This is a genomic window from Thermocrinis minervae, assembly GCF_900142435.1.
In the GTDB taxonomy this organism is placed as follows: Bacteria; Aquificota; Aquificia; order Aquificales; family Aquificaceae; genus Thermocrinis_A; species Thermocrinis_A minervae.
In genome coordinates this window covers 631794-653576 of the sequence record NZ_LT670846.1, presented here as the reverse complement: position 1 = coordinate 653576, position 21783 = coordinate 631794, and the positions used below count along the sequence as shown (strand labels likewise).

Below are 21783 nucleotides of genomic sequence, written 5' to 3'. Positions count from 1 at the left end.
CCTTCCGGTCCGGCGGGAGTCGAACCCGCAACCTCGGGATCCGTAGTCCCGCGCTCTGTCCAGTTGAGCTACGGACCGTCCCTTTAGTATTATATTACCTTCTATACTTACCTACAAGCCTGCCTTCAGCTAATACTTTCCCCCTTATACTTTCTTCCACCTGCTTTTTGGTAGCTTTTGGGGGAAGGTTTAAGCTCTCCACGCTCAAGACATACAGCTTAAAGATGTACCTGTGGTAACCGTGACCCTTCGGCGGGCATGGACCTCCATATCCTACGTAGCCAAAGTCATTAATTCCTTGCTTTATACCATCTACCTGATCTGCCTTAGGAAAGCCTTCCTTTAAGCTCCTTACGTGTGCTGGTATATCGTAAACCACCCAGTGGGTAAAAGTGCCGTACGGTGCGTCTGGATCTTCCATTATGAGTACGTAAGATTTGGCACCGCTAGGGGGATTTTCCCAACTAAGCTCGGGAGATATGTTTACACCATCACAGGTATACTTTCTGGGGATCTCCTGGCCGTTTTTAAAAGCAGAGCTTTTAAGCTCCATACCTTTGCTCTGGAAGGAAAGAAAACCAAGGAATACCATACTCGCTACCAATGGTCTCATCTTGACACCCTCCCATGGACTATAATTTAAGATGCTATGAGGTACTTAGGAATAGCTGGAGTGTTTTTAATACCCTTGGGTTATTACCACGTGCTCTTTAGCCTCATTGGTATGGTATGCCTTGGAATAGCCATGAAGGATCTCCTCGACAGAGCAGGTCATGGTGATTACTACATTAAATATCTTATAGGTCTTGCGCCCGCGATAGTGGGTGGTTACTGGCTAAGAGGCATACTCGGAGAAGAGGAAATAGGACTTCTGTACCTAACGCTCTTCACAGTACTCGTAGTAGGCGGCATATACCTTCAATCTGTAGGCTATGCCAAGGTCTCTGAACATTTTAAGAGTGACGAGCTTGCTCTGGGTGGGTATCTTCTAACCGTTGGTTCAGCCCTCGCGTTGTTTTACGTAGGGCTTCCCATAATGGCACTGGCAGTGCTTCTTATGGCTTACGGCTTTTATAGAATAGACGTATGAACATAACCCTGGCCCAGGTAAAGTCGCATCTAGCAGATCCAAAAAAGAATGCAGAAAAAGCCTTAGATATATGGACTGAGTACGACAAGCAATCCGACCTTGTGGTTTTGCCTGAGCTGTTTCTAAGCGGTTATGCCTGTCAGGATCTCTTTCTAAGGCTTGATTTTTTAACTTCATGCATGTCAGCGCTGGATTACATAAAAGAGAAAAGCTCAGATCTATCCTCCACCCTCGTGATAGGTACGCCATACTATGAGTATGGAAACGTTTACAACGCTCTAGTACTCATCAATAGAGGAAGGATTATAGGTGTTTACAAGAAATGGTACCTACCCAACTATACGGTCTTTGATGAAAAAAGATACTTCAAGGAAGGTAAAGATCCTCTTGTGGTAAAGTTTGGTAATAGTCCTGTAGGCTTTGCCATATGCGAAGACATATGGTATCCTGATGGTCCTCACAGGCTTTACGTTTCTGCAGGGTGTCCTCTCGTTGTAAGCATAAACGCATCACCCTTTTATTTAGGTAGGTATAAACCTGTAGAGAACCTAATTAGTAGCCGTTCTTTTGAAAACGTGAGCTTTTTTGTATACCTTAACAAAGTGGGTGCTGAGGAGGAGTATGTGTTTGATGGAAGAAGTATGGTGTTTAATGAGGAGGGTAAACTACTGTGCAGGTTAAAAGCCTTTGAGGAGCATGTGGCAACTGTAACGCTTGACCTTGACAAAGCTTACGTAAAGAGACTTTCAGAGAAAAGGCTAAACTCTGTCTATTTAATAGAGAGTGCGCATGTAGAAGAGAGGGAGCTGCCAAGGTTGAAGGCTCCCATAGAAGAGAGTCCAGGAGAAGACCAAGAACTTTACATGGCCATATTGCTTGGTATTAAGGATTACGTAAGCAGATCTGGTTTTAAAGGAGCGTTGATAGGTCTTTCCGGTGGTATAGACTCTTCTCTTTGTGCATGCCTAGCCGTTGATGCCTTGGGTAAGGAGAGGGTAGTAGGGGTCTTCATGCCTTCGGAGTACACTTCTAAGGAAAGCCATGAGGATGTTCACGAGCTTGTAAAGAACTTAGGTATAGAGCTCATAGTGTATCCTATAAACGAGCTTTACCATTTGTACAGGAAACTCTTAGGATCTTCAGAGCTAACAGTTGCCGAAGAGAACTTACAGGCAAGGATAAGGGCTAACATACTCTTCTACCTCTCTAACAAGCTTAACTATTTGGTCCTTTCCACCTCCAACAAGAGTGAAGCAGCCACAGGCTACGGAACCATATACGGAGACATGGCAGGCGGCTTTATGCCTCTAAAGGATGTGTACAAGACCCAAGTCTACAGACTTGCCCTGTACAGAAACTCCATAAAAAGGGACATACCCGAAAGGGTTTTGGTAAAACCCCCATCGGCAGAGCTAAGACCTAATCAAACGGATCAGGACACGCTTCCCCCTTACCATATCCTAGATAGGGTACTGTACCTATACATAGAGGAAGGACTTTCTGCAGAGGATATAGTTCAAGAAGGTTTTGAGAAAAGCTTGGTAGAGAAAGTGATAGGTATGGTAAACAGAACTCAGTACAAGAGAAGACAAACTCCCCTCGGTGTAAGGGTAAGTAAAAAGTCCTTTTGTATGGACTGGAGGATGCCGGTAAACCGTGAAGGTATATAAGAAGTTCGTGTACGAACTTCCTAATGAAGACTTTGAAAAGCTCCTTTATGAGAAAAACCTTAGTCTAGAGGTCATCTCAAGAGATCAAGGCAAAGTAAGGTTTGCAGTCTACCAGGAACCGTTGGAAGGTTTAGATCCAGTTGAAACCTATGAGGTAAAGTCCAAAAACTCTGTATTCCTACCTAAAAAGGTGGGTAGCTTTCTGATCGTCCCCTCTTGGCTAAAGCCGCTAATCTTGCATCCAGGTAGTGCCTTTGGTACAGGCTATCATCCTTCTACACAGGTAAGCCTCCTACTCCTCGAAAGATTCTTAAAGAAAGGTTATAGAGTGTTGGATGTAGGCTGTGGTAGTGGCATACTATCCATAGCCGCAGGTAAACTTGGAGCTTCTGAGATCCTTGGCATAGACATAGACAGAGTATCCGTAAAGGAGGCAAAAAAGAACGCTAGGTTAAACGGCCTTAAGATAAGCTTTAGAGTGGCAGAACCCAAGGATATAAAGGATCAGTTTCACCTAGTAATAGCAAACCTCGAGTTTTCTATATTTGAAAAGGTCCTAAAGGACATACTTCCACTAAGTCTGCGCATTCTCATACTTGCAGGCTTATACGGAAAAGATGAAGCAAAAAGGATAATAAGTATGGTAGAAGGTTTTAAACCTGTAAAGGTAAAAAGTTTAAAAGGTTGGTACGGTGTAGCCTTTCTAAAGAAGGGATAGACCATGCTTTCAGTGTTGATAAGGACAAAAAACGAGGAAGAGAATATAGCTAGAGCTATAAAGAGCGTGTTAGATATTGCCGATGAGGTAGTGGTTGTCGATTCTGGTTCCACAGACAGAACGGTGCAGATAGCTAAATCTCTAGGTGCTAAGGTTTTTTTCAAAGAGTGGGAAGGTTACTCTCAACAACTAAACTATGGACTTACCCTATGTCAGGGCCCCTGGATACTCGTCTTGGACGCAGATGAAGAAGTATCCGCAGAATTGAGAGATTCCATAAGAAAAGAGCTAAAAAAACCCAGGTACGACGCTTATTACATCTCCAGGCGTACCTTTTACCTGGGAGCCTTTCTCAAACATGCCTGGTATCCCGAATGGAGGCTACGGCTCTTTAAAAAAGGAACTGTAAAGTTTGAAGGTGCTTTACACGAGAGAGCCATATTTAACGGTAGGGCTGGCAAGCTAAAGGGAGATATATTTCATTACTCTTTCAAAGACCTAAGATATCAATATATAAAAACTCTGGAGTACGCTAGAATAGTGGCTCAAGAGTTGAGGAAGAAGGGTAGAAAGTTCCGGCTTTACAACCTCCTTCTTAATCCCGTATGGGCTTTTATAAAAGTATACTTTCTTCAACTTGGCTTTTTGGACGGTATAAGAGGCTTATCGGTGGCCTTCTCCGCCTTGGTATACGTTTTTCTAAAGTATCTCTTCCTGTGGGAGATGGAACATGTGGAGCGTAAGGATGAGGGCAGAACTTGAAGGAAAGCATGTATCTGGAGCCGAAAGGCTTGTAAAGGAGGAAAAAGATATACGTAAAACCCTTCAGGAGCTAATAAGAAGGCCAAAGGTATATGACAAGATGGTTTTAACGGTAGAGAAAGTACAAGTATACAGGGTTATTAATAAGGCCTTGCCTATCTACAGCTACGACTTTAAAAGTCCAGAGGAAGCCCACTCTTTCGCTGTAATGAAGCTGAAGGAAGAAGGTATTCCGGAAGAGATAGGTAGGCTTGGCATAGAACTTCTCAAAAAAGGACCTAACCCAAAGGGTGGCAATATGAGGGGAGCCGTTCTCCTTGACGTAGAAACAGGTCAGAGGTTAGAACCTGATATGGAAAGAGGTATAAGAACCGTTAGAGTGGATTGGGAGGATAGGAGTAAGATAAGGGAAGAGCTAAAGAGGCGTGGTATAAAAAAACATTACTTGAATAGATTGATGGATGCACTAGCCATAGCAACCAAGAACATACACTGCGGTGTTATTGCAGAACTATGCTGGAGTGACGATCCCGACTACACCACTGGGTACGTAGCCGGTAAGAACATAGGGTACGTACGCATAAAACCTATGAAGTATGAAGGTATTCCTGTAGGTGGTAGAGTTTACTTTATAAAAAACACCGATATTCAAACCTTGATAGAATGTTTAGAAAGGAAAGTTTTTCTAATTAAACGTCTTTAACCTTCTTTTTACTCTACTCTCGTATTCTTCCTGGAGCTCCTTAATCTTCTTCTGTCTTGCTTCTTTGGAAGAGTAAACGTATATGCCAAAAAGATAAGATAAAAAGGCTAAAGAGAGCAGGAGGAAGAGCCACTTTTTCATCCTTTGAAAGAGGGGGCAGAGCCCCCACAGTGATCACTAGTGATGCCCATACTGGTATGGAGTCCAATTTGGTGGAAGTTCTGGAGTCTTATCAAAGTTATGAGGTGGTGGTGGAGAAGGTATGCTCCATTCCAAAGAGCTTGAACCCCATGGATTGTTTCCAGCTTTCTGACCAGCTACTGCAGAGTAAATCCAGTTTATGAAGGTCAAAAGTATTCCGAAGGCCAGGATAAAGGCGCCTATGGTTTGCCAGTGGTGTAGCTGCACAAACTCAGGTATAGGTGGATAGTCTGCGTACCTCCTTGGCATACCCTCTAGACCAACTATGAACTGTAGGAAGTAGAAGAGGTTGGAACCTATCATTATGAGCCAGAAGGATATCTTTCCAAGGGTTTCGTTGTACATCTTACCCGTAAGCTTGGGGAACCAGTAGTATATACCACTGAAGGCTGCTAGAGTAACAGCCATACCCAGAACATAGTGGAAGTGTGCAACCACAAAGTGAGAGTCTTGCACGTTTATGTCAAAGGCTGGTAATGCAAGAGGTATACCTGTAAGACCACCTATGAGGAACATGAATATACCACCCAGTGTGAACATCATCGGTGTTGTGTACCTTATGGATCCCTTGTACAGGGTAGCTACCCAGTTGAATATCTTTATACCGGTTGGAACACCTATAAGCACAGTCGTGTAGGAGAATACTATCCTCATCCAGTCTGGTATACCAGAGGTAAACATATGGTGAGCCCATACCATGAAACCTACAACGGCTATAGCCCATATGGCTAGTGCCATAGCCTTTTGACCAAATATGGGCTTTCTGCTGAAGGTAGCTATTACTTCAGAGAAAACACCAAAGGCTGGAAGTACCATAACGTAAACTGCGGGGTGTGAGTAGAACCAGAAAACGTTTTGGTATATAAGCGGGTCTCCACCAAGCTCAGGTTTAAAGAAGTTTGTACCGAGATATTTGTCTAGGAAAAGCATGGTAACTGCACCCGCAAAGGATGGAACACCCAGCAACTGTATGACGTTAGCAGCAGCTATACCATGAAGCAAGAGGTTCATGTTTGAGAAGGTTATACCTGGAGCCCTCATCCTCAGGGTGGTTACAAGAAAGTTTACAGCACCCATTATGGAGGAAACTCCGAGTATGTGTACGATCATGACGTACAGGGCAGTTACACCAGCATCGTCGTTCAGTGAGTAGGGTGGATATCCAGTCCACATCATCTTAATGTGGTTGCCTGGGAGCATTGTAAGTATTGCCAAAACGCTTGCTGCAAAGAAAGCCCACCAGCTTAGGGCGTTAAGCCTGGGAAAGGCTACGTCCCTAGCACCGATCATAAGGGGTATAAGGAAGTTGGCAAATGCTGACCATACACCGATCGCCCACCAAAGCAATGCAACAATACCGTGCACTGTAAGCAGGTAGTTATAAGTCTCTGGAGACATAAACTGCATGCCAGGTTCCCAAAGCTCTAACCTGATCCCTAGAGCTGCAAGACCAGCTATTGAAAGGAACAGTAGAGTGGTTACCCCATAGAAAAGAGCTATCTTCTTGTGATCCGTGGTAAACAGCCACTCTTTTATGCTCGCGCTGTACCACGGTCTATAAGCTACTGCCGCCATGGCACACCTCCTCTATAAAGATTTTTGATTACTAACACCTTGATTTACCCATTTATCAAACTCTGCTTGTGGAACAACCTTGAGTATAGCAACCATTCTAGAATGTTGTGTCCCGCAGTATTCTCTACAGAAAACCCAGTATTCGCCAGGTTTGTTTATCTGGAACCAGAGGTGTGTTATCCTACCAGGAACAGCATCTTCCATGACCTTAGCAGGACGTACGTAGAAGGAATGAATAACATCTCTGGAGGTTAAAAGTACCTTTACTGGTTTGCCTGCTGGTATAACTATTTTTTGCTCTTCAGGTATTTGGTACTTATCGTTGAAGAAAGCGAATACTTTCTTACCGTTAGGGTAATCTACTTCCCAACCCCACATAAAACCTGTGACCTTTAGCTCCATAGAATCCGGTGGAGCAGTTCTTTGCTTTTTGTAAAAGGCAAAAGATTGAGTAGCCAAGTATATGACGATTATGAGAGGTATAACTGTCCAAGTAATCTCCAGTGCATGATTACCATGTATGGGTACACCTTCCTCGTTTTCTCCCTTCTTGTACCTGTACTTTATCATGAAGTAGAGCATAGGTATGGCCACTATAAGGTAGATGATCACAGACACCAGAAGCCATATGTAGTATATGTTGTCAAAGAGGTTGGCAGGATAGGCCAAAGGTTCTGCAGATGCAAAGCCTACCACAAGAAGTGACAATAACAGAAAGCGACTTACACGCATCTTAAACCTCCTTAGGTTTTTTATAGAAAAAGCTCAAGGCTAGCACACCTGTAAACAAGGCAATACCCGCAAGGGGAAAGATAACAAATGGGTCGAACACGTACCGACTCCTAGTAGGGTCATACCTATAGCAAACCAGTAGGGAAAGGTCTAGCAGATTGGTTACAGATGGATTTTCCTTTTGAGCGTCCAACAGAGCCAGCTTTACGTCCTTTGTTTGAGGAAAAGTACCAAATAGGTATCTCATCACCTTACCTTCTGGGGAAAGGAATATTAGCACGTTGGGGTGGACAAACGTCCTATCCTTCTCCGAGTAGAAGAATTTAAAGCCTATCTCTTTAGTCAACTTTTTTATGTCATCTTCCTGAAGAAGACCAAAGGTCCAGTTAGGAGGAACGTTCCCAAGCTTTTTCTTAAAAGCTTTCAGCGTGTCTATAGTATCCTTTCTGTCAAAGGATAGAATCAACACGTTAAAATCTTTAGGATCTATGTCCTTTACGGCCCTCAACAGATTCTGAGTGAGTATGGGACAAGAAGCATCACATGTGTAGTATGCAAGCTGAAGTATGGTAGGTTTGTTTCCTATTATGGTCTTTATGTCCTTCCATCCTCTCTCTGTAAGCACGGTGTAGTTACCTAATTTTTTACCTAGGTACATCTCTTGGTCTATCTGCAAAACCGATGGATCGAACACACCCATCTTATCGGTAGCTGTGTTGTAAGAAGCAAAAGAAAGGGCAAAGGCCGCAAGAAGACCGAGTAAATACCTTCCCTTCATACCAGGCTACCTATCAGATAAACGCTTCCAGCTACTAAAAGCCACATAAGGTCTACAAAGTGCCAGTACAGGCTAACAGCTTTGAAGAGAGTAGTCCTGTGGGAGCTCATCTTACCAGTTGCCACAAGGTATAGAACGTAAAGTTGAGATATCAAACCAACTATTACGTGGGAGGTGTGGACACCTGTGAGAGAGTAGAAACCGGTACCGTACATATTAGAAGAAAGAGTAAAACCTGAATGCCACAGGTGTGCCCACTCTTGAAAGTGTATGATTACGAAGGCTGTACCTAAAGCTATAGTTAGGAGAAGTAAGATTATAGACATACCTCTATTGCCGGCCTCTAAGGCTTTTTCCGAGAAAAGTATGCTTATACTAGAAGACCAAAGTATAAGGGTGAGTATAGCTGGTATGACAAGATTCATATGTGGCACCCACTGAGGCCATACATCTGCATGTGTGACCCTTGCAGTCCAAAAGGCAGCAAAGAGCGTACCGAAGATAATAACTTCCGTAGCTATGAACAAGGATATGGCCAGACCACCAAACCCTTCCTCGTGTCCCTTGCTGAAGAACTCGTTAGCCCAACCTATTAGACCAAATATTATGAGCAAGAAGGCTACACCACCCAGCACTAAACCTAGCATCTCTTTGTGCCATGCGAAGTAGGAAACTACACCAATGGGAACGAGCAATATACCCATACCTACCGGGAAAGGCCAGAAGCTAGTCTCATGATGACCCAAATGATGGTGATGCATCTCCTGGTGAGCCATGCTCAACCTCCGTTTTATTTACTAGCTATATCAGTATAGAGTTAAGTGCATCAGCAGGCAATAAAATTAGCTAATAGTTGTATTAATGATTTATATCGTATTAAAGAAAAACAGAGTCTTTTTTATAAAAATTATCTAAGGAACCCATCTGAATACAGGGAGTTTCATATACCGAATGCTATAAACATCCCCTTTTTGAATACCAGGAGAAGAAGCTTATAGGCTTAGTCTACAGAGTAAAACTCTTAACTATTTTGGCATTGAAGTTCTAAGACTTAAAGGTGGCTATAGAGCATACAGGGAGTATATACTCAAAGACCTGGAGAGAAGGTTAGAAGAACCAACTCTTCTGGTGCTTACAGACAAGACAGGTAAAGGTAAAACAAAGATGTTGAGAGGATTGAAGAGGGAAGGTATACCATTGGCAAACTCGGAACAAAGGACTATGTTTCTCAAAAGATGTTTGATTCACTGCTCTATGAAAGCAGATGCTTTCTGGAAAAGAAAAGAAGAGGGCATCTTTATAGAAAATTTACAGCAGATATACACGCAAGGATAAAAAAACATACTTGAGGAATACACTAAGGTGGAATGTTGGGAGGAAGAAGTGCTACATGCCCTGCTACGCATAAGGAAGCATATGTCGGAAAACATCTTTAGAGAAGCTTTAAAGCTACTAGAAAGCAGAAAATACTTTGCAAGGAACAACTGATTGAAATATTTAAGTATTTTCCTCAATTAACCCCAACGGCTAAGGTAAAATATCTTTGAATGGTAAACAATGAGTGTACTTAAATTATTCTTTTTAAATTTCTTTAAGTTTTTTATACCTACAAGCTTCTTTTTTGTAATGCTCTGGTTTATATTTAACCAGGAGATGGTTAAACTAGAAGAAGAATACCTGACAGAAGCCACTAATAATATGATAAAACTTCTCTCAGCAGATGAGGATTTATTAAATAATCAGTACATCACAAGCACATATATTATGATGTTAATTAAAGATAGGTCAATAATAGGGGCTGTAAATGTAAAGAACTCGGATTTTAACACGTTTAAAAGTATGCTGGAAGAGACATCGGATGGTTTAAAAGAAAGTTCAAAATATTTGATATATACCAAATCTTTTTTGTGTAATAAATCAAAGTGCAGAATTCTTCTAGCTTTACCAAAAGAAAGGATAATAAGGAGAAAGATGATCCTACTCTTTTCTGCACTTATTTCCTCTGTTTTTACAAGCTTTGTTATAGCAATACTCTCGATTATGAACGTACTAGGTCAAGTCAGGTGGTATAAACTTTATTCGGAAAGGCTAAAAAAGATGGCCGTGTATATATCTCACGAGATAAAGACTCCACTTAGCATTTTGCTTTTAAACCTTCAAAACGTTAATGTTGATGAAAACACAAAAATTGTTATACAAAAAGCAATAAACAGAATAATAAAGTTGACTGCAAAGCTCAAGATTATAGCTAACATAGACATAAAACCCACGAATATTTCTAGATTTAATTTGATGCAATTAATAAAGGATATAGTGGATTTCTATCAGCATGGTTTGCAGATTAAGAACTTAATTCTTAAAACTGAGGGTCTAAACCACGTGGAGGTGCAAACTGACTATGAACTACTGTACTCTCTTATTACAAACTTAATAGATAATGCTGTTAAGTATGCCAAAGAGAATACTCATATAGTTCTAAGATTAGAAAAAGGAGAAAAGTATGTAAACCTAAGCATAACAAACGTAATAGGAGAAGATAGCAACCTGATGGAAGAGTTATCATATGGCGTGGGACTCTCTATAGTAAGAGAAGTTGCAAAAAACCTAGGTATACTTGTGAACTTTCACAAAAGCAACGACAAATTTGTATCTGTAATTAAGATACCCTACACATGAGTACTATTTTGTACGTGCTTTTTGCTTTTTTAGATAGCCTAATAGCTGTTTATATTCACTATGTACATCTACCTTCCTTCCTATACTCCAACTATAGGGTAGAAGCTTACGGGACTCTTATATTCCTAATAGATATCATAGGATTGTGTTTGTTGTGGATCAGCTTATACGTGAATAAGGAAAAAGCATACACAATGTTTATATGGCTTCTTATACTTGTTTCATTATCCATAACAGTTGTTAACAATACTGCATTTCTTTTAGTTCTCTACTTAGCCTTTCTAGCTTTACATATACCATTGTTATTTTGGTACGAGGTTTCAGCCATAGAGTACGAAAGATTTGAAACTGTAGTAGGTTTGTCTTATGCCTTTGGTTTTCTGGCTTTAGCAATAGTACTTGTCTTAGAAGAGTTTAACTTAAAGCTTATGTCTTTGTTGTTTGCTTTTTCTTTGTATGGCTTGATGTTCACTAAAAAGATAAGAAATGTAAACTTTACTGCAAGTCATCTTTTTTCAAAAGAGTTTTTAATAGAGTTTACTGCTATACTGGTCCTCGGAGAGTATATTGAAATCCTATCTTCTCTGGGCTACTATATAGTCAGAGATCAATCAGGTTTTACAGATGCTCATGCTAAAGTTCTTATATCTGTGGCTCTAGCTTCTGCTTTTGTGGTTTCTCTACTTTCCGATGCTCTATTTAGCTTGCTGAAAATTAAAAGATTTTCCATTTTACTTGTTACATTCAGTGTAAGTATACCAATAATGTTCAGTTTAGGAACCTCCTATTACGTAATAGCCCTTATCCTCGGCGTAAGTGTATCTCTTTTTTGGTTTTTCTTGCGCGTATATTTGTACGTTAAATACAAAGATGAAGACTATGTAAGCAGGTTCTTTTTCTTCTACATAGCTTCACATGCAGGTGGTACACTGCTTTACTCAAGTATGCTTACCATAGTACACTCCCATGTAATAGCCCTATACATCGTGGCTTCTATCGTATGTATAGTATGGTTACCTTTTATCTTAAGGTTAAGAATTTAGGCACTTTATATTTTCTTTATAAACCTTACGTATACTCCTTCGTATGATTTTGATTCTTTGCCTTTTAATTTTCTTTTCTGTAGCTCTCCCTAAAGATAGGTATATCGGAGAACTCTGTGACCTTGCAGAACAGAGGAATTATGATATAAAGGCTTCGGAGTTTGAGGTTCTAAAGTCTGAAGGTTCGTACATTCAGTCAAAGGCTTTTCAGAATCCTACGTTTTCTATTAACTACACAGGTCTTGATTTTAGCAAGGGTTATCCTACTGACACTAGCAATTCCCAAGTTACGGTCAGGGTAGACCAGCCTATAGAGCTTGGAGGTAAAAGAGAGTACAGAATCAAAGGGGCTTACCATCAACTACTTTCTACTAAACTGCAAGCTTTGAGCGTTAAAAGGTTAGTTTGTTTAGATCTAACACAAGTATATTTCCAAACTCTATCCGATAGGGATTTTTACAACTACCTAAGACAGGATTTGGAAGACTTTACAAAAATCCTTGAAGTGCAAAGGGAAAAGTACAATAGGGGATTCATAAGCTACCTTGACTATCTAAAACTAAACCTTTACAAGTTGGATTTGGAGAATGCAATAGCTAAAGCTGAAGCATCTTATAAGAAAGATCTTAAACAGCTCAGTTATATGCTCGGTGGTCTGAACTACGAACCAAAAGCAGAAGAAGTAGAAATAGAACTTAAACCCCTTAACCTGGAAAGACTAACGGCGTCTGCAATGGAAAAAAGGGAAGATGTAAAAGCTATAAAAGAACAAATAAAGTCTGCAGATTACAACATTAAGTTACTTAAAGCATACTCTGTCCCTGACATATCTTTAGGGGTTGAGTACGATTCCTTTGGTGTTAGACATACCCACGCAATGGGCTTTGGTTTTGCACTCAACATACCTGTGCTTGATAGGAAAGAGGGAGACCTACTGACGGCTATAGCCTCAAAGGAACAATCTATGGTTAACTTGAAGAAGTTAGAGTTATACATAAGGACTCAGATAGAACAAGCCTACGAAGATTACATGTCAAGCTTAAACACCTATAAAGCTTATTTAAGATACAAAGAGCAGATGGATGCACTGTTGGATAAAACAAAGAAGTCGTACATCATAGGTGGTATAAGCGTGTTGGACTTTCTTGACACGCTCAGAACTTACAGAGCTTTTATGAATTCGTTTTTGCAAGCAAAGTACAACTATCTTAACTCTTTACACACATTGTTACTACTTTCTGGAGAGGAACCATGAAACGCCTTTTAGTATGTCTACCTTTGCTATTTGTACTTGTATCTTGTAACAAGTCAGAACCACCAAAACCTAGGGTGGAGGTACCTATAAATACAGCAAAAGTACTTACAAAAGAAGTACCTTTCTCCTTGTGGTCAACCCTTAGCGTGGTACCTGATAAGGACAGCATAGTTCGGGTTAGATCAAAGATACAAGGTACAGTACAGAGCATAAAGGTACAAGTAGGAGATAGAGTAGAACGTGGTAGTTTACTTGCGATTGTCAAAGCTCCAGATACCACTGATCTCTATTCTCAAGAAGTCTCTCTACGTATACAAACTGCCAATGCAGAGAGAATATACAGACTTAAAAAGGAACTGTATGAACTTGGTGCTATTCCTAAAACAGAGCTGTTGGATGCAGAAACTAACCTAAAGGTACTTGAATCACAGCTTGAAGCTGTAAGACGCAAGCTAAAGCTTTTAGGTGGTGGTTTTGGTTATGCAAGCATCTACTCACCAATAGATGGAGTTGTTTATCAGATAAACATCAACGTAGGTGACACGGTTGATACTTCTACCGATATGATAAGTATTGTAAAACCTGGTAAGACTCTTTTTGTTGCATACCTGCCACCTGAAAAAGCATACTTGCTTAAGGAACACCAAACGGTAAAGGTTCTGGTGGATGATCAGAGAACATACGAGGCTACAGTACTGTACGTAAGCGATGTAGTGGACCCAAGCACTAAGTCTGTTAAAGTGTACATGAAACCACTAGAGGTATCTGATATCAAGATAGGGTCCTTTCTGAGTGTAAGGTTGATCTTAGGAACTAGAAAGTACCAGGTAATACCTAAGAGCAGCCTAGTGTACAGAGAGGGTAAATACTACGTGTACGTTCTTGAGAACAACAAACCCAAAAAGGTAGAGGTGCAGATGATAGAGGACCTGGGTGATGGCAACGTGGCCGTGTCAGGTCTAGAAGAAGGGAAAGAGGTCATCACCAACCCAGTGGTGGAGGGATCTTTATGAAACGATGGATAAACTTTGTTTTGGACAACGCGAAATTGTTCGTCATACTGGGAGTATTACTGTTTATAGCGTCGGTTTTCTTGATTAGAGGATTGAACATAGAGGCCTTTCCCGATCCATCACCACCGGTGATAGAAATCGTAGCACTGTATCCAGGGAAATCTGCACACGATGTGGAAAAGCGAATAACTATACCTCTAGAGATTGCACTCTCTGGTATGCCTGGCCTTAAAGTCATAAACTCAATATCCACGTACGGGCTTTCAGACATAAAATGTAAGTTTTCTTACGAAGTAACTTATCAACAAGCCAGACAAGAAGTTATAAACCGCATATCCATGCTAAGCCTACCGGACCAAGTCACTCCTCAGATAATACCAAACCCCACCGGTGAAGTAATGCGTTATATGCTCGTTGGAAACAGGAATCTAATGGACCTTAGGACGATACAGGATTGGATAGTTATTAGATACATTAAAACGGCTGAAGGTGTAGAAGACGTAGGTAGCTACGGAGGCTATATCAAAGCGTATACGGTTGAAGTTATCCCTGATAAGCTTGCCAGGTATGGACTATCTGTGAGCGATGTAGTAAATGCTTTGTCCAATGCGAGTGCTACAGCTAACCTATTTCCCATAGATTCAGGTTCTCAGTATTACATGGGGAGGGGCATGGGTTTAATCTCCTCCGAGGAGGATATAAAGGACAGCATAGTGCTGTACAAGGATGGCCATCCCATCAGGGTTGGAGATATCGCGGATGTGAAGGTGGGTAACCTGCCGCGCACAGGTATAGTAGGTGTTAACAATAAAGACGACGTGGTTATGGGCATAGTAATACTGCGCAGAGATTTTCCAAGCCTACCAGCCATAAGGTCTATAAGACAAAAGATAGAAGAGTTAAACTCTTACATACTCCCGAAAGATGTTAAGGTTGTACCTTTTTATGAAAGGGGGAATCTGATATTCAGAGTAATAGAAAAAACCACGGAGGCAGCTACTGTTGGAGTATTTTTGGTGTTTTTATTCGTTTTTCTGTTTTTGGGTAGTTTAACTGGAGCCATAGCCGTATCTGTTGTTATGATCCTAGCCATGCTTATTTCTCTGGCTGTAATGTCAGTTAGAGGCGAGTCTGCGAGCTTTCTTTCTATTTCTGCAATAGACTTTGGTATACTTACCGATATCCCTCTTATCCTCGTTGAAAGTTATTACAGGAACGCAAGACAATTAGGACTTTCAAGGCGAGCATTTTTAGGCTCTTCGGAAGAGGTAGGTAAAAACTTAATACTCTCTATACTCTTCATAAGCGTATCCTTTCTGCCTGTACTCCTTATGGAAGGTGCGGAAAAGCGTATCTTCTCTCCCATGGTTAAAACGTACATATATGCAATATCTTCTGTCGTAGCATTAACTTTCAGCTTTCTTATAGCCGTGATCTACCTTTTTGAAAGAAAAACACCCAAAGAGAATCCCATAATAAGGCTACTAGAAAGACGCTACGTAGCTTTTCTGTATGGTTATAGACCTTTAGGTCCCAAAAGTTTTCTTTTGATAATATTGCTGATACTCGGCTTATCCGTATTTTTTATTAGCAGAAACGGCATGGAATTTATACCAAAGATGGACGAAGGTAATCTTTACATAAGGGTTATTTTTAACTACGACTCTTCTTTGTCTAGCACGTATGAAAATGCCAAGAAGATAAGGGATTTTCTCCTAAAAATCCCTGAGATTAAGACTGTAGAGTTTCAAGTGGGTAGACCAGAAGATGGGACTGACACTGTAGGTCCGTACAACTCTGAGTACTTTGTAGACTTGAAGCCTTACAAGGAATGGAAGAACTTTAGAAATAAGGAAGAGCTTGAAGAGTACGTCAGGGAAGGACTAAGACAGATGTTCCCCTATGCAGATATAGACGTTTCTCAGTACATGTATGACAACCTACAAGAAGTGTTAACGGGTGTAAAAGGGGAAAACGCCGTTAAGATATTCGGAGACGATGTATACGCCCTTGACAAGATAGCTAAACAGATAAAAGAAAGGCTAGAGAAGGTAGAGGGTATCACCGATGTAGGAATAGTTAAGGAGGTTGGTCAGCCAGAGCTGGTAATAGAGCCTGACAGGAAGAAGCTACTTCTGTACGGACTTACTGTCCAGAACTTGATGGATACTATAAGTGCAGCCTTAGGTGTGAAGGAAGCAGGGCAGGTAATAGAAGGTGACAAAAGCTTTCCTATAGTAGTGAAGTTTCCAGACAGTGTGAGAAGCAGTATATCAGAGCTTCAGAATATACCCTTAGTCTTACCCGATGGTTCTGTCATACCGCTGTCATCCGTAGCAAAGGTGTACATAAGAGAAGGCCTGTACTACATATACAGGGAAAACTACAAGAGGTATGTGGCCGTAAAGTTCTCAGTAAGCTCCAGAGATCTTTCAGGAACTATAAAGAAGGCACAGCAAGCAGTAAAGGATATAAAATTGCCTGAGGGTTATTATCTACAATGGAGTGGGCAATACAACAGCCTTCAGGAAGCAATACACAGACTACTTATCACGGGCAGCTTAACTTTTCTCATACTTCTTATACTGTTGTACGCTGTAAACCGTTCTGTAAGGAATGCATTAATAGTTCTGAGTGCTGTTGTCTTTTCCTTTTTTGGCGGTGCCCTGAGCTTATATATCACAGGTATGCCTTTTAGTTTATCCGCTTTCGTTGGATTTGTATCCATATTAGGTATAAACATGCTCAATGCATCCATTATGTTGGAAGTTTACAAGAAAGCTATTTTGCGTGGATTGTCTAGGGAAGAAGCCATTAGGACTACACTTCATGATAGGTTTGGAGCAACGTTTATGAGCTCCGTCGTTGCAGCCTTTGGCCTATTACCAAGCGCCCTAGCACAAGGGGTTGGTACTCAGGTACAAAAACCTCTGGCCGTAGTTGTGGTGGGTGGTATGCTTACATCCGGTATGCTTATGCTCCTTCTATTCCCACATGCATTGAGGTATAGCCATGCGGATGAAGAGTAAACTTTTAGCTTCATCTTTATTTGTTCTTAGCTTGTTACTAAACAACGATGATGAACCTGTTCCATTGTACTTCTCACCAGACCTCAAGCTAAGCTATGACCTAGACCAAAGGTCTTCTATAAACGTAGGTATCTCCTCACCAGACGACATAGAAAGGGTAACCAACAAGGATAAGGTGTTTAACAAGTATATCCTTTGGTTTTCAATAAGATTCTGACTTTATAAAAACTTTATACAGCTGCCTTAATAGTATTATCCGTGAAAGTAGCAAAAGTAGAGTCCGGTGAATTATTTGAAAGATTAAAACACCTGGAGTTAAAAGTTTGGCGAAGTATAAGTTACTACAGCTTCTCTGAGTTCAGTGGAAGAAGAAATGCCTACATCTTTATAGAAGGTGATAGGGAGGTAGGTTATATTGTATATTCTTACAAAAAGGATAGGGTGTACATAGAAGATCTTGTAGTAAACAGTCCATCCAATTTTATAGAGATTCTTAGGTTTATAGATAGGGCCTTTGCACCTCACCACATAGTAGCCCTCGTGGAAAAGCATTTTGAATGGTTATTTTCCGATAGGATTGTGAACCGTGTACTAAAAAACACTGGTTATAGATTAAGAAAAACAAGGAAATTTAGAATATTTAACGAAGAATGTTATTATGTTATGCTAAGCTATGAAGATCCTTCTAATAGAAGATGAATTAGACCTCGCATTATCTATAAACAACCTACTTTCTAGTAAAGGTTGGGAGTGTTCCATAGCTAGGAGTGTAGAAAGAGCTTTCGAACTTCTGGAAAAAGAAATTTTTGATATTTGTATACTTGACCTCATATTGGGTAGGGACTTAGGTAAGAAGATTCTACCAGTGCTAAAGCATATGGGCATACCCACCATAGTGCTCACTGTCATAGATGATCCAAAGGAGAAGGTAGAGTGTCTAAGGGCAGGCGCCGATGATTACCTCACAAAGCCTTTCTATCCTGAAGAACTCATAGCGAGGATAGAGGCGGTACTAAGGAGAAGGCTTGGGTTAAGAGATAACGTGATAAAGTACTATGATTTAGAAGTAGACTTCTCTTCTTTAGAGGTTAAGGCAGGAAATCACAAGCTCTTTCTTCCTAAGAAACAGGCTATGATACTTATTAAACTGTTAGAAAACGCAGAAAAGGTAATACCATATCAGATCTTACTCCGATACGCTTGGGATAGCAATGAAGAAATTTCCCTTGAAAGTTTAAGAACTCACGTGTACAATCTTAGAAAAATTTTAAAAAGCTATGGATATACTATCCTAAGCTATCCGGGAGTAGGCTACATGATAAAGAAACAGGAGGACTAGCATGAAAAGAGTATTGGCTATAAGACACGTTTTTATTGAAGACCTTGGTATGTGGGAAAGTATACTAAGAAACTTGGGCTTTGATGTGGATTATCTAGATACTGCACAAGGTCAAAGGCTTTTAAGACCTCTTGAAGATTACAGCCTGCTTGTTGTCCTTGGGGGCTACATGGGTGCCTACGAGGAAAATCTATACCCTTTCCTGTCTTACGAGTTCAGGGTAATGGAAGAAGCCATAAAGAAAGACATAGCTGTTTTGGGAGTATGTTTGGGAGCTCAGATGCTTGCCAAGATGTTGGGTGCAAGAGTATACAAAGGAGAAGAGGGTAAAGAAATAGGTTGGATGGAAGTTTACAAGGTTTCAGAACATCCTTACTTTGAAGCTTTTCCAGAAAAGCTCTTAGTTTTCCAATGGCATGGGGATACTTTTGACCTTCCAGCGGGAGCAGTTAGAGTTTACTCCTCAAGAAAGTATTCTAATCAAGCCTTTGTTTATGGGAAGGCTGTTGGTCTGCAGTTCCATTTAGAGGTGGACAAACTATCGCTACAAAGATGGATAGAAGTGTACACGGATGAGTTAAAGCAGGAAGGTATAGAGCCTACGGAGATCCTTAACATTGGAGACGAGCACGTGCACATGTTGAAGAACCTTTCGGAAAGTTTGCTATCTAAACTACTGTTCGCATGAAAGCTATTACTTTACGGGATGTGAGCAAAGAATACGGTAACGTAAAGGCTCTAAAGAGTATAAACCTGGAGATAATGAGTGGGGAATTTGTGGGTATCATGGGTCCTTCTGGTTCTGGCAAGAGTACTCTCCTGTACCTCATAGCTGGTTTGGAAAAGCCAACGAGCGGCAGCATAGAGGTGCTTGGTACTGATGTCACGAGCATGAAAGAAGACCAACTTTCGGAGTTTCGTAAGAACAACATGGCCTTTGTGTTTCAGTTTTACTACCTTCTGGAAGACTTCAACGTACTTGAAAACCTTACCATAGTAGGTGAACTTGCGAGGGTAAAAGAGCCTAAAAAGAAAGCCTTGGAGCTTTTGGATTACCTTAGACTTTCCCACAGAAAGAACCATAAACCTAATCAACTGTCCGGTGGTGAACAGCAGAGGGTGGCAATAGGTAGGGCTCTTATGTTAGAGCCTAAGATAATACTGGCGGACGAACCTACGGGAAACCTAGACATGGAAGACAGTTTGCGCATCTTTAATCTGTTTAAGAGTCTAAACGAGGAGAAGGGAATAACCTTTCTGATAGCTACACATAACGTGGAGCTCACAAGCTACTTTGGTAGGATCGTAAGACTCAGGGATGGGATGCTTGTTTAGGAACGGTTAGCTTTACGACTATTAGGTAGATACCTCTAGAAATCTGTTTCTGTCTTATGGTTATGTCGGCTCCTACTACCTGTGCTAGGTTTTTAGCCACGTATAGACCTATACCTGTATACTTGCCCTCAAAGGGTTTAAACATCTTATCAGGTTGTATTGGCTTTTCAGATAGGTTGCTTATGAGGACTTCCGCGTAAGAAGGCTTGTCTTTTATCAAAACCCTCACCTTACAGTTGTTCACACCGTGTCTAAAGGCATTGTCCAAAAGTATGTTAAGTATTTCCAGCAGTATTTGCCTGTCAGAGAAAACGTAACAGCTTTTACCTTTTAGTTTAAGCCTACTTCTGTCGTACAGCCTTAGGCTGTCCATGATAAGGGAAAGAATGTCTAGTCTTTCCAAGCTTACGATCGCCTTACTTTCCTCAAGCTTTGCCATCCTGAGGAAGAGGTTGATGTTGTTCTCAAGTCTCCAAAGCTCTTCCTTTAGAGGGTCTAAATCCTTTCTTCCCGAAAGTATAGCATCCTCTATCATGAGTATGGCTACAGAGAGAGGAGTTTTTACAGAATGAACTAACGCAAGAAGTAAGTTTTTCTGTCTTAAGGATAGCTCTTTTAGCTTTTCTGTGTACTCTCTAAACTTGCTAACTAGAGGTTCAAACTCTTTGTAGGTATACACGCGGTTTAATTCTTCCCTGGTTATAGCTTCTCCAAGGTGGACTATAGACCTCTGTATAGGTGTCAGAATGAATAAGTAAAGTAAGATAAGTAAGCATACAAAGAAAAACCAAGATAAAAAAAGAAGCTTTTTAAACGTATGTAGAAAGGATATTTCTGAGGAGATGTTTATAGCGTACTGTGCTATGAAGTTGTTGTTCATCCTGTAGCTTATCATCCTATAGTAATTGTCGTTAACCTTCACGGTGCTAATCTGTGGAAGCTCTTTCACAGAAGATGGTGGTGGAAGTAAAATATCCTCTGAGCTGTCAAGCACGTATCCTTGCGGTGTTCTCACTGTGTAAACTTCAATACTACTCCTTTCCGGTTGGCTTCCAGAGAGATAAGAAGATTCAAACGTCTGAGTATCCTCTAAAAGGTGTTTGTCTATCGATGAAAATAGGGCATAGCTTACCATGTAGTAAAGAACAAGGTGAAGTAAGGTGATGAGTATAAAGAACGTGAAACCTAATAGCCTAAACCTTGTAGTGAGAGATCTTATCATTCCACTATGTATCCGAAACCTCTGGCGGATTTTATGAAATCTCTGATCCCAAGCTTCTTTCTAAGTCGGGATATGAGCACCTCCACGCTGTTACTCTCAGGTTGGCTCCTGGAAGATAGTGCCTTTAAAAGTATCTCGTCTCTGCTCACAAACTTACCCCTGTTTAGGAGTAGATATTCTAGTATGGAGTATTCACTGGCTGTTAACATCACTTCCCTGTCGTTAACGTAAACCTTCTTCTTTGATGTATCCACTAGCACTGGTCCTGCTTTCAACAGGTCTGAACTCTTCTTATAACTTCTTCTTATTAAGGCCTTTATCCTTGCAAGCAGTTCTTCCAAATGGAAAGGTTTGGTAAGGTAGTCATCAGCTCCTATGCTTAACAGGTCTACCTTTTTGGACACGTCCGAGACGACGGTAAGTACAAGGACGGGGGTGTTTACCCCCGCCTGTCTTAAAGACTTAAGTAAGCTTTCACCGTCCATGGAAGGTAGGAGAAAGTCCAGCAGTATGAGGTCAAACTCCTCAGTTGTAGCAAGCTCGTAACCTCTCTTTCCATCAAAGGAAATTAGGACCTCAAAGCCCAGCTTTTCTAGAAGAGATTTTAAAGTCCTCGCTAACGTGGGATCATCCTCTATGAGG

General features: G+C 40.9%; 25 protein-coding genes and 1 tRNA gene. 17 read left to right on the top strand and 9 right to left on the bottom strand.

Features of this window, described 5'->3' with window-relative positions; genetic code table 11:
- Positions 1–4: 4 nt before the first annotated feature.
- Both B5444_RS03595 and B5444_RS03590 read right to left on the bottom strand, forming a co-directional pair.
- Positions 5–78, bottom strand: a tRNA-Arg gene (locus tag B5444_RS03595).
- Between the two features lie 16 nt (positions 79–94).
- The gene (locus B5444_RS03590) at positions 95–613 is read right to left on the bottom strand and encodes a YbhB/YbcL family Raf kinase inhibitor-like protein (protein ID WP_231967161.1); all 519 of its coding nucleotides are present in this window, start codon (positions 611–613) and stop codon (positions 95–97) included.
- 36 nt (positions 614–649) lie between these two features.
- On the opposite strand from B5444_RS03590, the gene B5444_RS03585 reads away from it, so the two are divergent.
- The 5 genes from B5444_RS03585 to B5444_RS03565 are packed head-to-tail and all read left to right on the top strand — an operon-like array spanning position 650 to position 4943.
- On the top strand, positions 650–1090 hold the full coding sequence (locus tag B5444_RS03585) for a hypothetical protein (protein WP_079653872.1): 441 nt from the start codon (positions 650–652) through the stop codon (positions 1088–1090).
- The gene (locus B5444_RS03580) at positions 1087–2760 is read left to right on the top strand and encodes an NAD+ synthase (protein ID WP_079653871.1); all 1674 of its coding nucleotides are present in this window, start codon (positions 1087–1089) and stop codon (positions 2758–2760) included. The genes B5444_RS03585 and B5444_RS03580 overlap by 4 nt, the downstream gene beginning before the upstream one ends.
- Positions 2747–3478, top strand: a complete 732-nt coding sequence (locus B5444_RS03575; protein WP_079653870.1) for a 50S ribosomal protein L11 methyltransferase — start codon at positions 2747–2749, stop codon at positions 3476–3478. The genes B5444_RS03580 and B5444_RS03575 overlap by 14 nt, the downstream gene beginning before the upstream one ends.
- 3 nt (positions 3479–3481) lie before the next feature.
- Positions 3482–4240: a glycosyltransferase family 2 protein gene (locus B5444_RS03570; protein ID WP_079653869.1), complete on the top strand. Its 759-nt coding sequence runs from the start codon at positions 3482–3484 to the stop codon at positions 4238–4240.
- Positions 4209–4943: a 6-carboxyhexanoate--CoA ligase gene (locus B5444_RS03565; protein WP_079653868.1), complete on the top strand. Its 735-nt coding sequence runs from the start codon at positions 4209–4211 to the stop codon at positions 4941–4943. Before B5444_RS03570 ends, B5444_RS03565 begins: the two co-directional genes overlap by 32 nt.
- Here B5444_RS03565 and B5444_RS07705 read toward each other — a convergent pair.
- The 5 genes from B5444_RS07705 to B5444_RS03545 are packed head-to-tail and all read right to left on the bottom strand — an operon-like array spanning position 4926 to position 9005.
- On the bottom strand, positions 4926–5084 hold the full coding sequence (locus B5444_RS07705; protein WP_172838425.1) for a hypothetical protein: 159 nt from the start codon (positions 5082–5084) through the stop codon (positions 4926–4928). The genes B5444_RS03565 and B5444_RS07705 overlap by 18 nt on opposite strands.
- Before the next feature lie 36 nt (positions 5085–5120).
- Positions 5121–6719: a cytochrome c oxidase subunit I gene (locus B5444_RS03560; protein ID WP_079653867.1), complete on the bottom strand. Its 1599-nt coding sequence runs from the start codon at positions 6717–6719 to the stop codon at positions 5121–5123.
- 12 nt (positions 6720–6731) lie between these two features.
- The gene (gene coxB, locus B5444_RS03555) at positions 6732–7451 is read right to left on the bottom strand and encodes a cytochrome c oxidase subunit II (protein ID WP_079653866.1); all 720 of its coding nucleotides are present in this window, start codon (positions 7449–7451) and stop codon (positions 6732–6734) included.
- Position 7452: 1 nt separating this feature from the next.
- Entirely contained in the window at positions 7453–8229 is a 777-nt protein-coding gene (locus B5444_RS03550) for an SCO family protein (RefSeq protein WP_079653865.1), read from the bottom strand.
- Positions 8226–9005 (bottom strand): cytochrome c oxidase subunit 3, encoded by a 780-nt coding sequence (locus B5444_RS03545; protein WP_079653864.1) that lies wholly within the window; start codon positions 9003–9005, stop codon positions 8226–8228. Before B5444_RS03545 ends, B5444_RS03550 begins: the two co-directional genes overlap by 4 nt.
- A gap of 352 nt (positions 9006–9357) precedes the next feature.
- Here B5444_RS03545 and B5444_RS07770 point away from each other — a divergent pair, with 352 nt between their 5' ends.
- From B5444_RS07770 to B5444_RS03490, 12 genes are all read left to right on the top strand, one after another.
- A complete protein-coding gene (locus tag B5444_RS07770) occupies positions 9358–9564 on the top strand; it encodes a hypothetical protein (RefSeq protein ID WP_231967159.1) in 207 nt (68 codons plus the stop codon).
- 27 nt (positions 9565–9591) lie between these two features.
- A complete protein-coding gene (locus B5444_RS07805) occupies positions 9592–9717 on the top strand; it encodes a hypothetical protein (RefSeq protein WP_269456710.1) in 126 nt (41 codons plus the stop codon).
- A 138-nt stretch (positions 9718–9855) separates the two neighbouring features.
- Positions 9856–10905: a sensor histidine kinase gene (locus B5444_RS03535; RefSeq protein ID WP_172838424.1), complete on the top strand. Its 1050-nt coding sequence runs from the start codon at positions 9856–9858 to the stop codon at positions 10903–10905.
- A gap of 299 nt (positions 10906–11204) precedes the next feature.
- Entirely contained in the window at positions 11205–11948 is a 744-nt protein-coding gene (locus tag B5444_RS03530) for a hypothetical protein (protein ID WP_154021731.1), read from the top strand.
- Between the two features lie 43 nt (positions 11949–11991).
- Positions 11992–13203 (top strand): TolC family protein, encoded by a 1212-nt coding sequence (locus tag B5444_RS03525; protein ID WP_079653861.1) that lies wholly within the window; start codon positions 11992–11994, stop codon positions 13201–13203.
- Positions 13200–14216, top strand: a complete 1017-nt coding sequence (locus B5444_RS03520; RefSeq protein ID WP_079653860.1) for an efflux RND transporter periplasmic adaptor subunit — start codon at positions 13200–13202, stop codon at positions 14214–14216. The genes B5444_RS03525 and B5444_RS03520 overlap by 4 nt, the downstream gene beginning before the upstream one ends.
- Positions 14213–17245, top strand: a complete 3033-nt coding sequence (locus tag B5444_RS03515) for an efflux RND transporter permease subunit (protein WP_079653859.1) — start codon at positions 14213–14215, stop codon at positions 17243–17245. Before B5444_RS03520 ends, B5444_RS03515 begins: the two co-directional genes overlap by 4 nt.
- Positions 17235–17462, top strand: coding sequence for a hypothetical protein (locus B5444_RS03510; RefSeq protein WP_079653858.1), 228 nt, complete (start codon positions 17235–17237; stop codon positions 17460–17462). Before B5444_RS03515 ends, B5444_RS03510 begins: the two co-directional genes overlap by 11 nt.
- 41 nt (positions 17463–17503) lie before the next feature.
- On the top strand, positions 17504–17944 hold the full coding sequence (locus B5444_RS03505) for a hypothetical protein (protein ID WP_079653857.1): 441 nt from the start codon (positions 17504–17506) through the stop codon (positions 17942–17944).
- Entirely contained in the window at positions 17919–18584 is a 666-nt protein-coding gene (locus B5444_RS03500) for a response regulator transcription factor (protein WP_079653856.1), read from the top strand. The genes B5444_RS03505 and B5444_RS03500 overlap by 26 nt, the downstream gene beginning before the upstream one ends.
- A 1-nt stretch (position 18585) precedes the next feature.
- The gene (locus tag B5444_RS03495; protein ID WP_079653855.1) at positions 18586–19272 is read left to right on the top strand and encodes a type 1 glutamine amidotransferase; all 687 of its coding nucleotides are present in this window, start codon (positions 18586–18588) and stop codon (positions 19270–19272) included.
- On the top strand, positions 19269–19919 hold the full coding sequence (locus B5444_RS03490; protein ID WP_079653854.1) for an ABC transporter ATP-binding protein: 651 nt from the start codon (positions 19269–19271) through the stop codon (positions 19917–19919). Before B5444_RS03495 ends, B5444_RS03490 begins: the two co-directional genes overlap by 4 nt.
- Here B5444_RS03490 and B5444_RS03485 read toward each other — a convergent pair.
- Positions 19897–21141 (bottom strand): sensor histidine kinase, encoded by a 1245-nt coding sequence (locus B5444_RS03485; RefSeq protein ID WP_079653853.1) that lies wholly within the window; start codon positions 21139–21141, stop codon positions 19897–19899. The two genes, B5444_RS03490 and B5444_RS03485, sit on opposite strands and share 23 nt — an antisense overlap.
- Positions 21138–21779, bottom strand: coding sequence for a response regulator transcription factor (locus B5444_RS03480; protein WP_269456715.1), 642 nt, complete (start codon positions 21777–21779; stop codon positions 21138–21140). Before B5444_RS03480 ends, B5444_RS03485 begins: the two co-directional genes overlap by 4 nt.
- Positions 21780–21783: the final 4 nt, after the last annotated feature.

Bases quoted from the DNA above. Each gene is read 5' to 3' on its own strand.
- coxB (WP_079653866.1), bottom strand. From the start codon at position 7,451: ATGCGTGTAAGTCGCTTTCTGTTATTGTCACTTCTTGTGGTAGGCTTT.
- B5444_RS03495 (WP_079653855.1), top strand. From the start codon at position 18,586: ATGAAAAGAGTATTGGCTATAAGACACGTTTTTATTGAAGACCTTGGT.
- B5444_RS03570 (WP_079653869.1), top strand. From the start codon at position 3,482: ATGCTTTCAGTGTTGATAAGGACAAAAAACGAGGAAGAGAATATAGCT.
- B5444_RS03560 (WP_079653867.1), bottom strand. From the start codon at position 6,719: ATGGCGGCAGTAGCTTATAGACCGTGGTACAGCGCGAGCATAAAAGAG.
- B5444_RS03490 (WP_079653854.1), top strand. From the start codon at position 19,269: ATGAAAGCTATTACTTTACGGGATGTGAGCAAAGAATACGGTAACGTA.
- B5444_RS03585 (WP_079653872.1), top strand. From the start codon at position 650: ATGAGGTACTTAGGAATAGCTGGAGTGTTTTTAATACCCTTGGGTTAT.
- B5444_RS03525 (WP_079653861.1), top strand. From the start codon at position 11,992: ATGATTTTGATTCTTTGCCTTTTAATTTTCTTTTCTGTAGCTCTCCCT.
- B5444_RS03535 (WP_172838424.1), top strand. From the start codon at position 9,856: ATGCTCTGGTTTATATTTAACCAGGAGATGGTTAAACTAGAAGAAGAA.
- B5444_RS03510 (WP_079653858.1), top strand. From the start codon at position 17,235: ATGAAGAGTAAACTTTTAGCTTCATCTTTATTTGTTCTTAGCTTGTTA.
- B5444_RS03565 (WP_079653868.1), top strand. From the start codon at position 4,209: ATGTGGAGCGTAAGGATGAGGGCAGAACTTGAAGGAAAGCATGTATCT.
- B5444_RS03590 (WP_231967161.1), bottom strand. From the start codon at position 613: ATGAGACCATTGGTAGCGAGTATGGTATTCCTTGGTTTTCTTTCCTTC.
- B5444_RS03545 (WP_079653864.1), bottom strand. From the start codon at position 9,005: ATGGCTCACCAGGAGATGCATCACCATCATTTGGGTCATCATGAGACT.
- B5444_RS03515 (WP_079653859.1), top strand. From the start codon at position 14,213: ATGAAACGATGGATAAACTTTGTTTTGGACAACGCGAAATTGTTCGTC.
- B5444_RS03485 (WP_079653853.1), bottom strand. From the start codon at position 21,141: ATGATAAGATCTCTCACTACAAGGTTTAGGCTATTAGGTTTCACGTTC.
- B5444_RS03500 (WP_079653856.1), top strand. From the start codon at position 17,919: ATGAAGATCCTTCTAATAGAAGATGAATTAGACCTCGCATTATCTATA.
- B5444_RS03520 (WP_079653860.1), top strand. From the start codon at position 13,200: ATGAAACGCCTTTTAGTATGTCTACCTTTGCTATTTGTACTTGTATCT.
- B5444_RS07705 (WP_172838425.1), bottom strand. From the start codon at position 5,084: ATGAAAAAGTGGCTCTTCCTCCTGCTCTCTTTAGCCTTTTTATCTTAT.
- B5444_RS03580 (WP_079653871.1), top strand. From the start codon at position 1,087: ATGAACATAACCCTGGCCCAGGTAAAGTCGCATCTAGCAGATCCAAAA.
- B5444_RS03550 (WP_079653865.1), bottom strand. From the start codon at position 8,229: ATGAAGGGAAGGTATTTACTCGGTCTTCTTGCGGCCTTTGCCCTTTCT.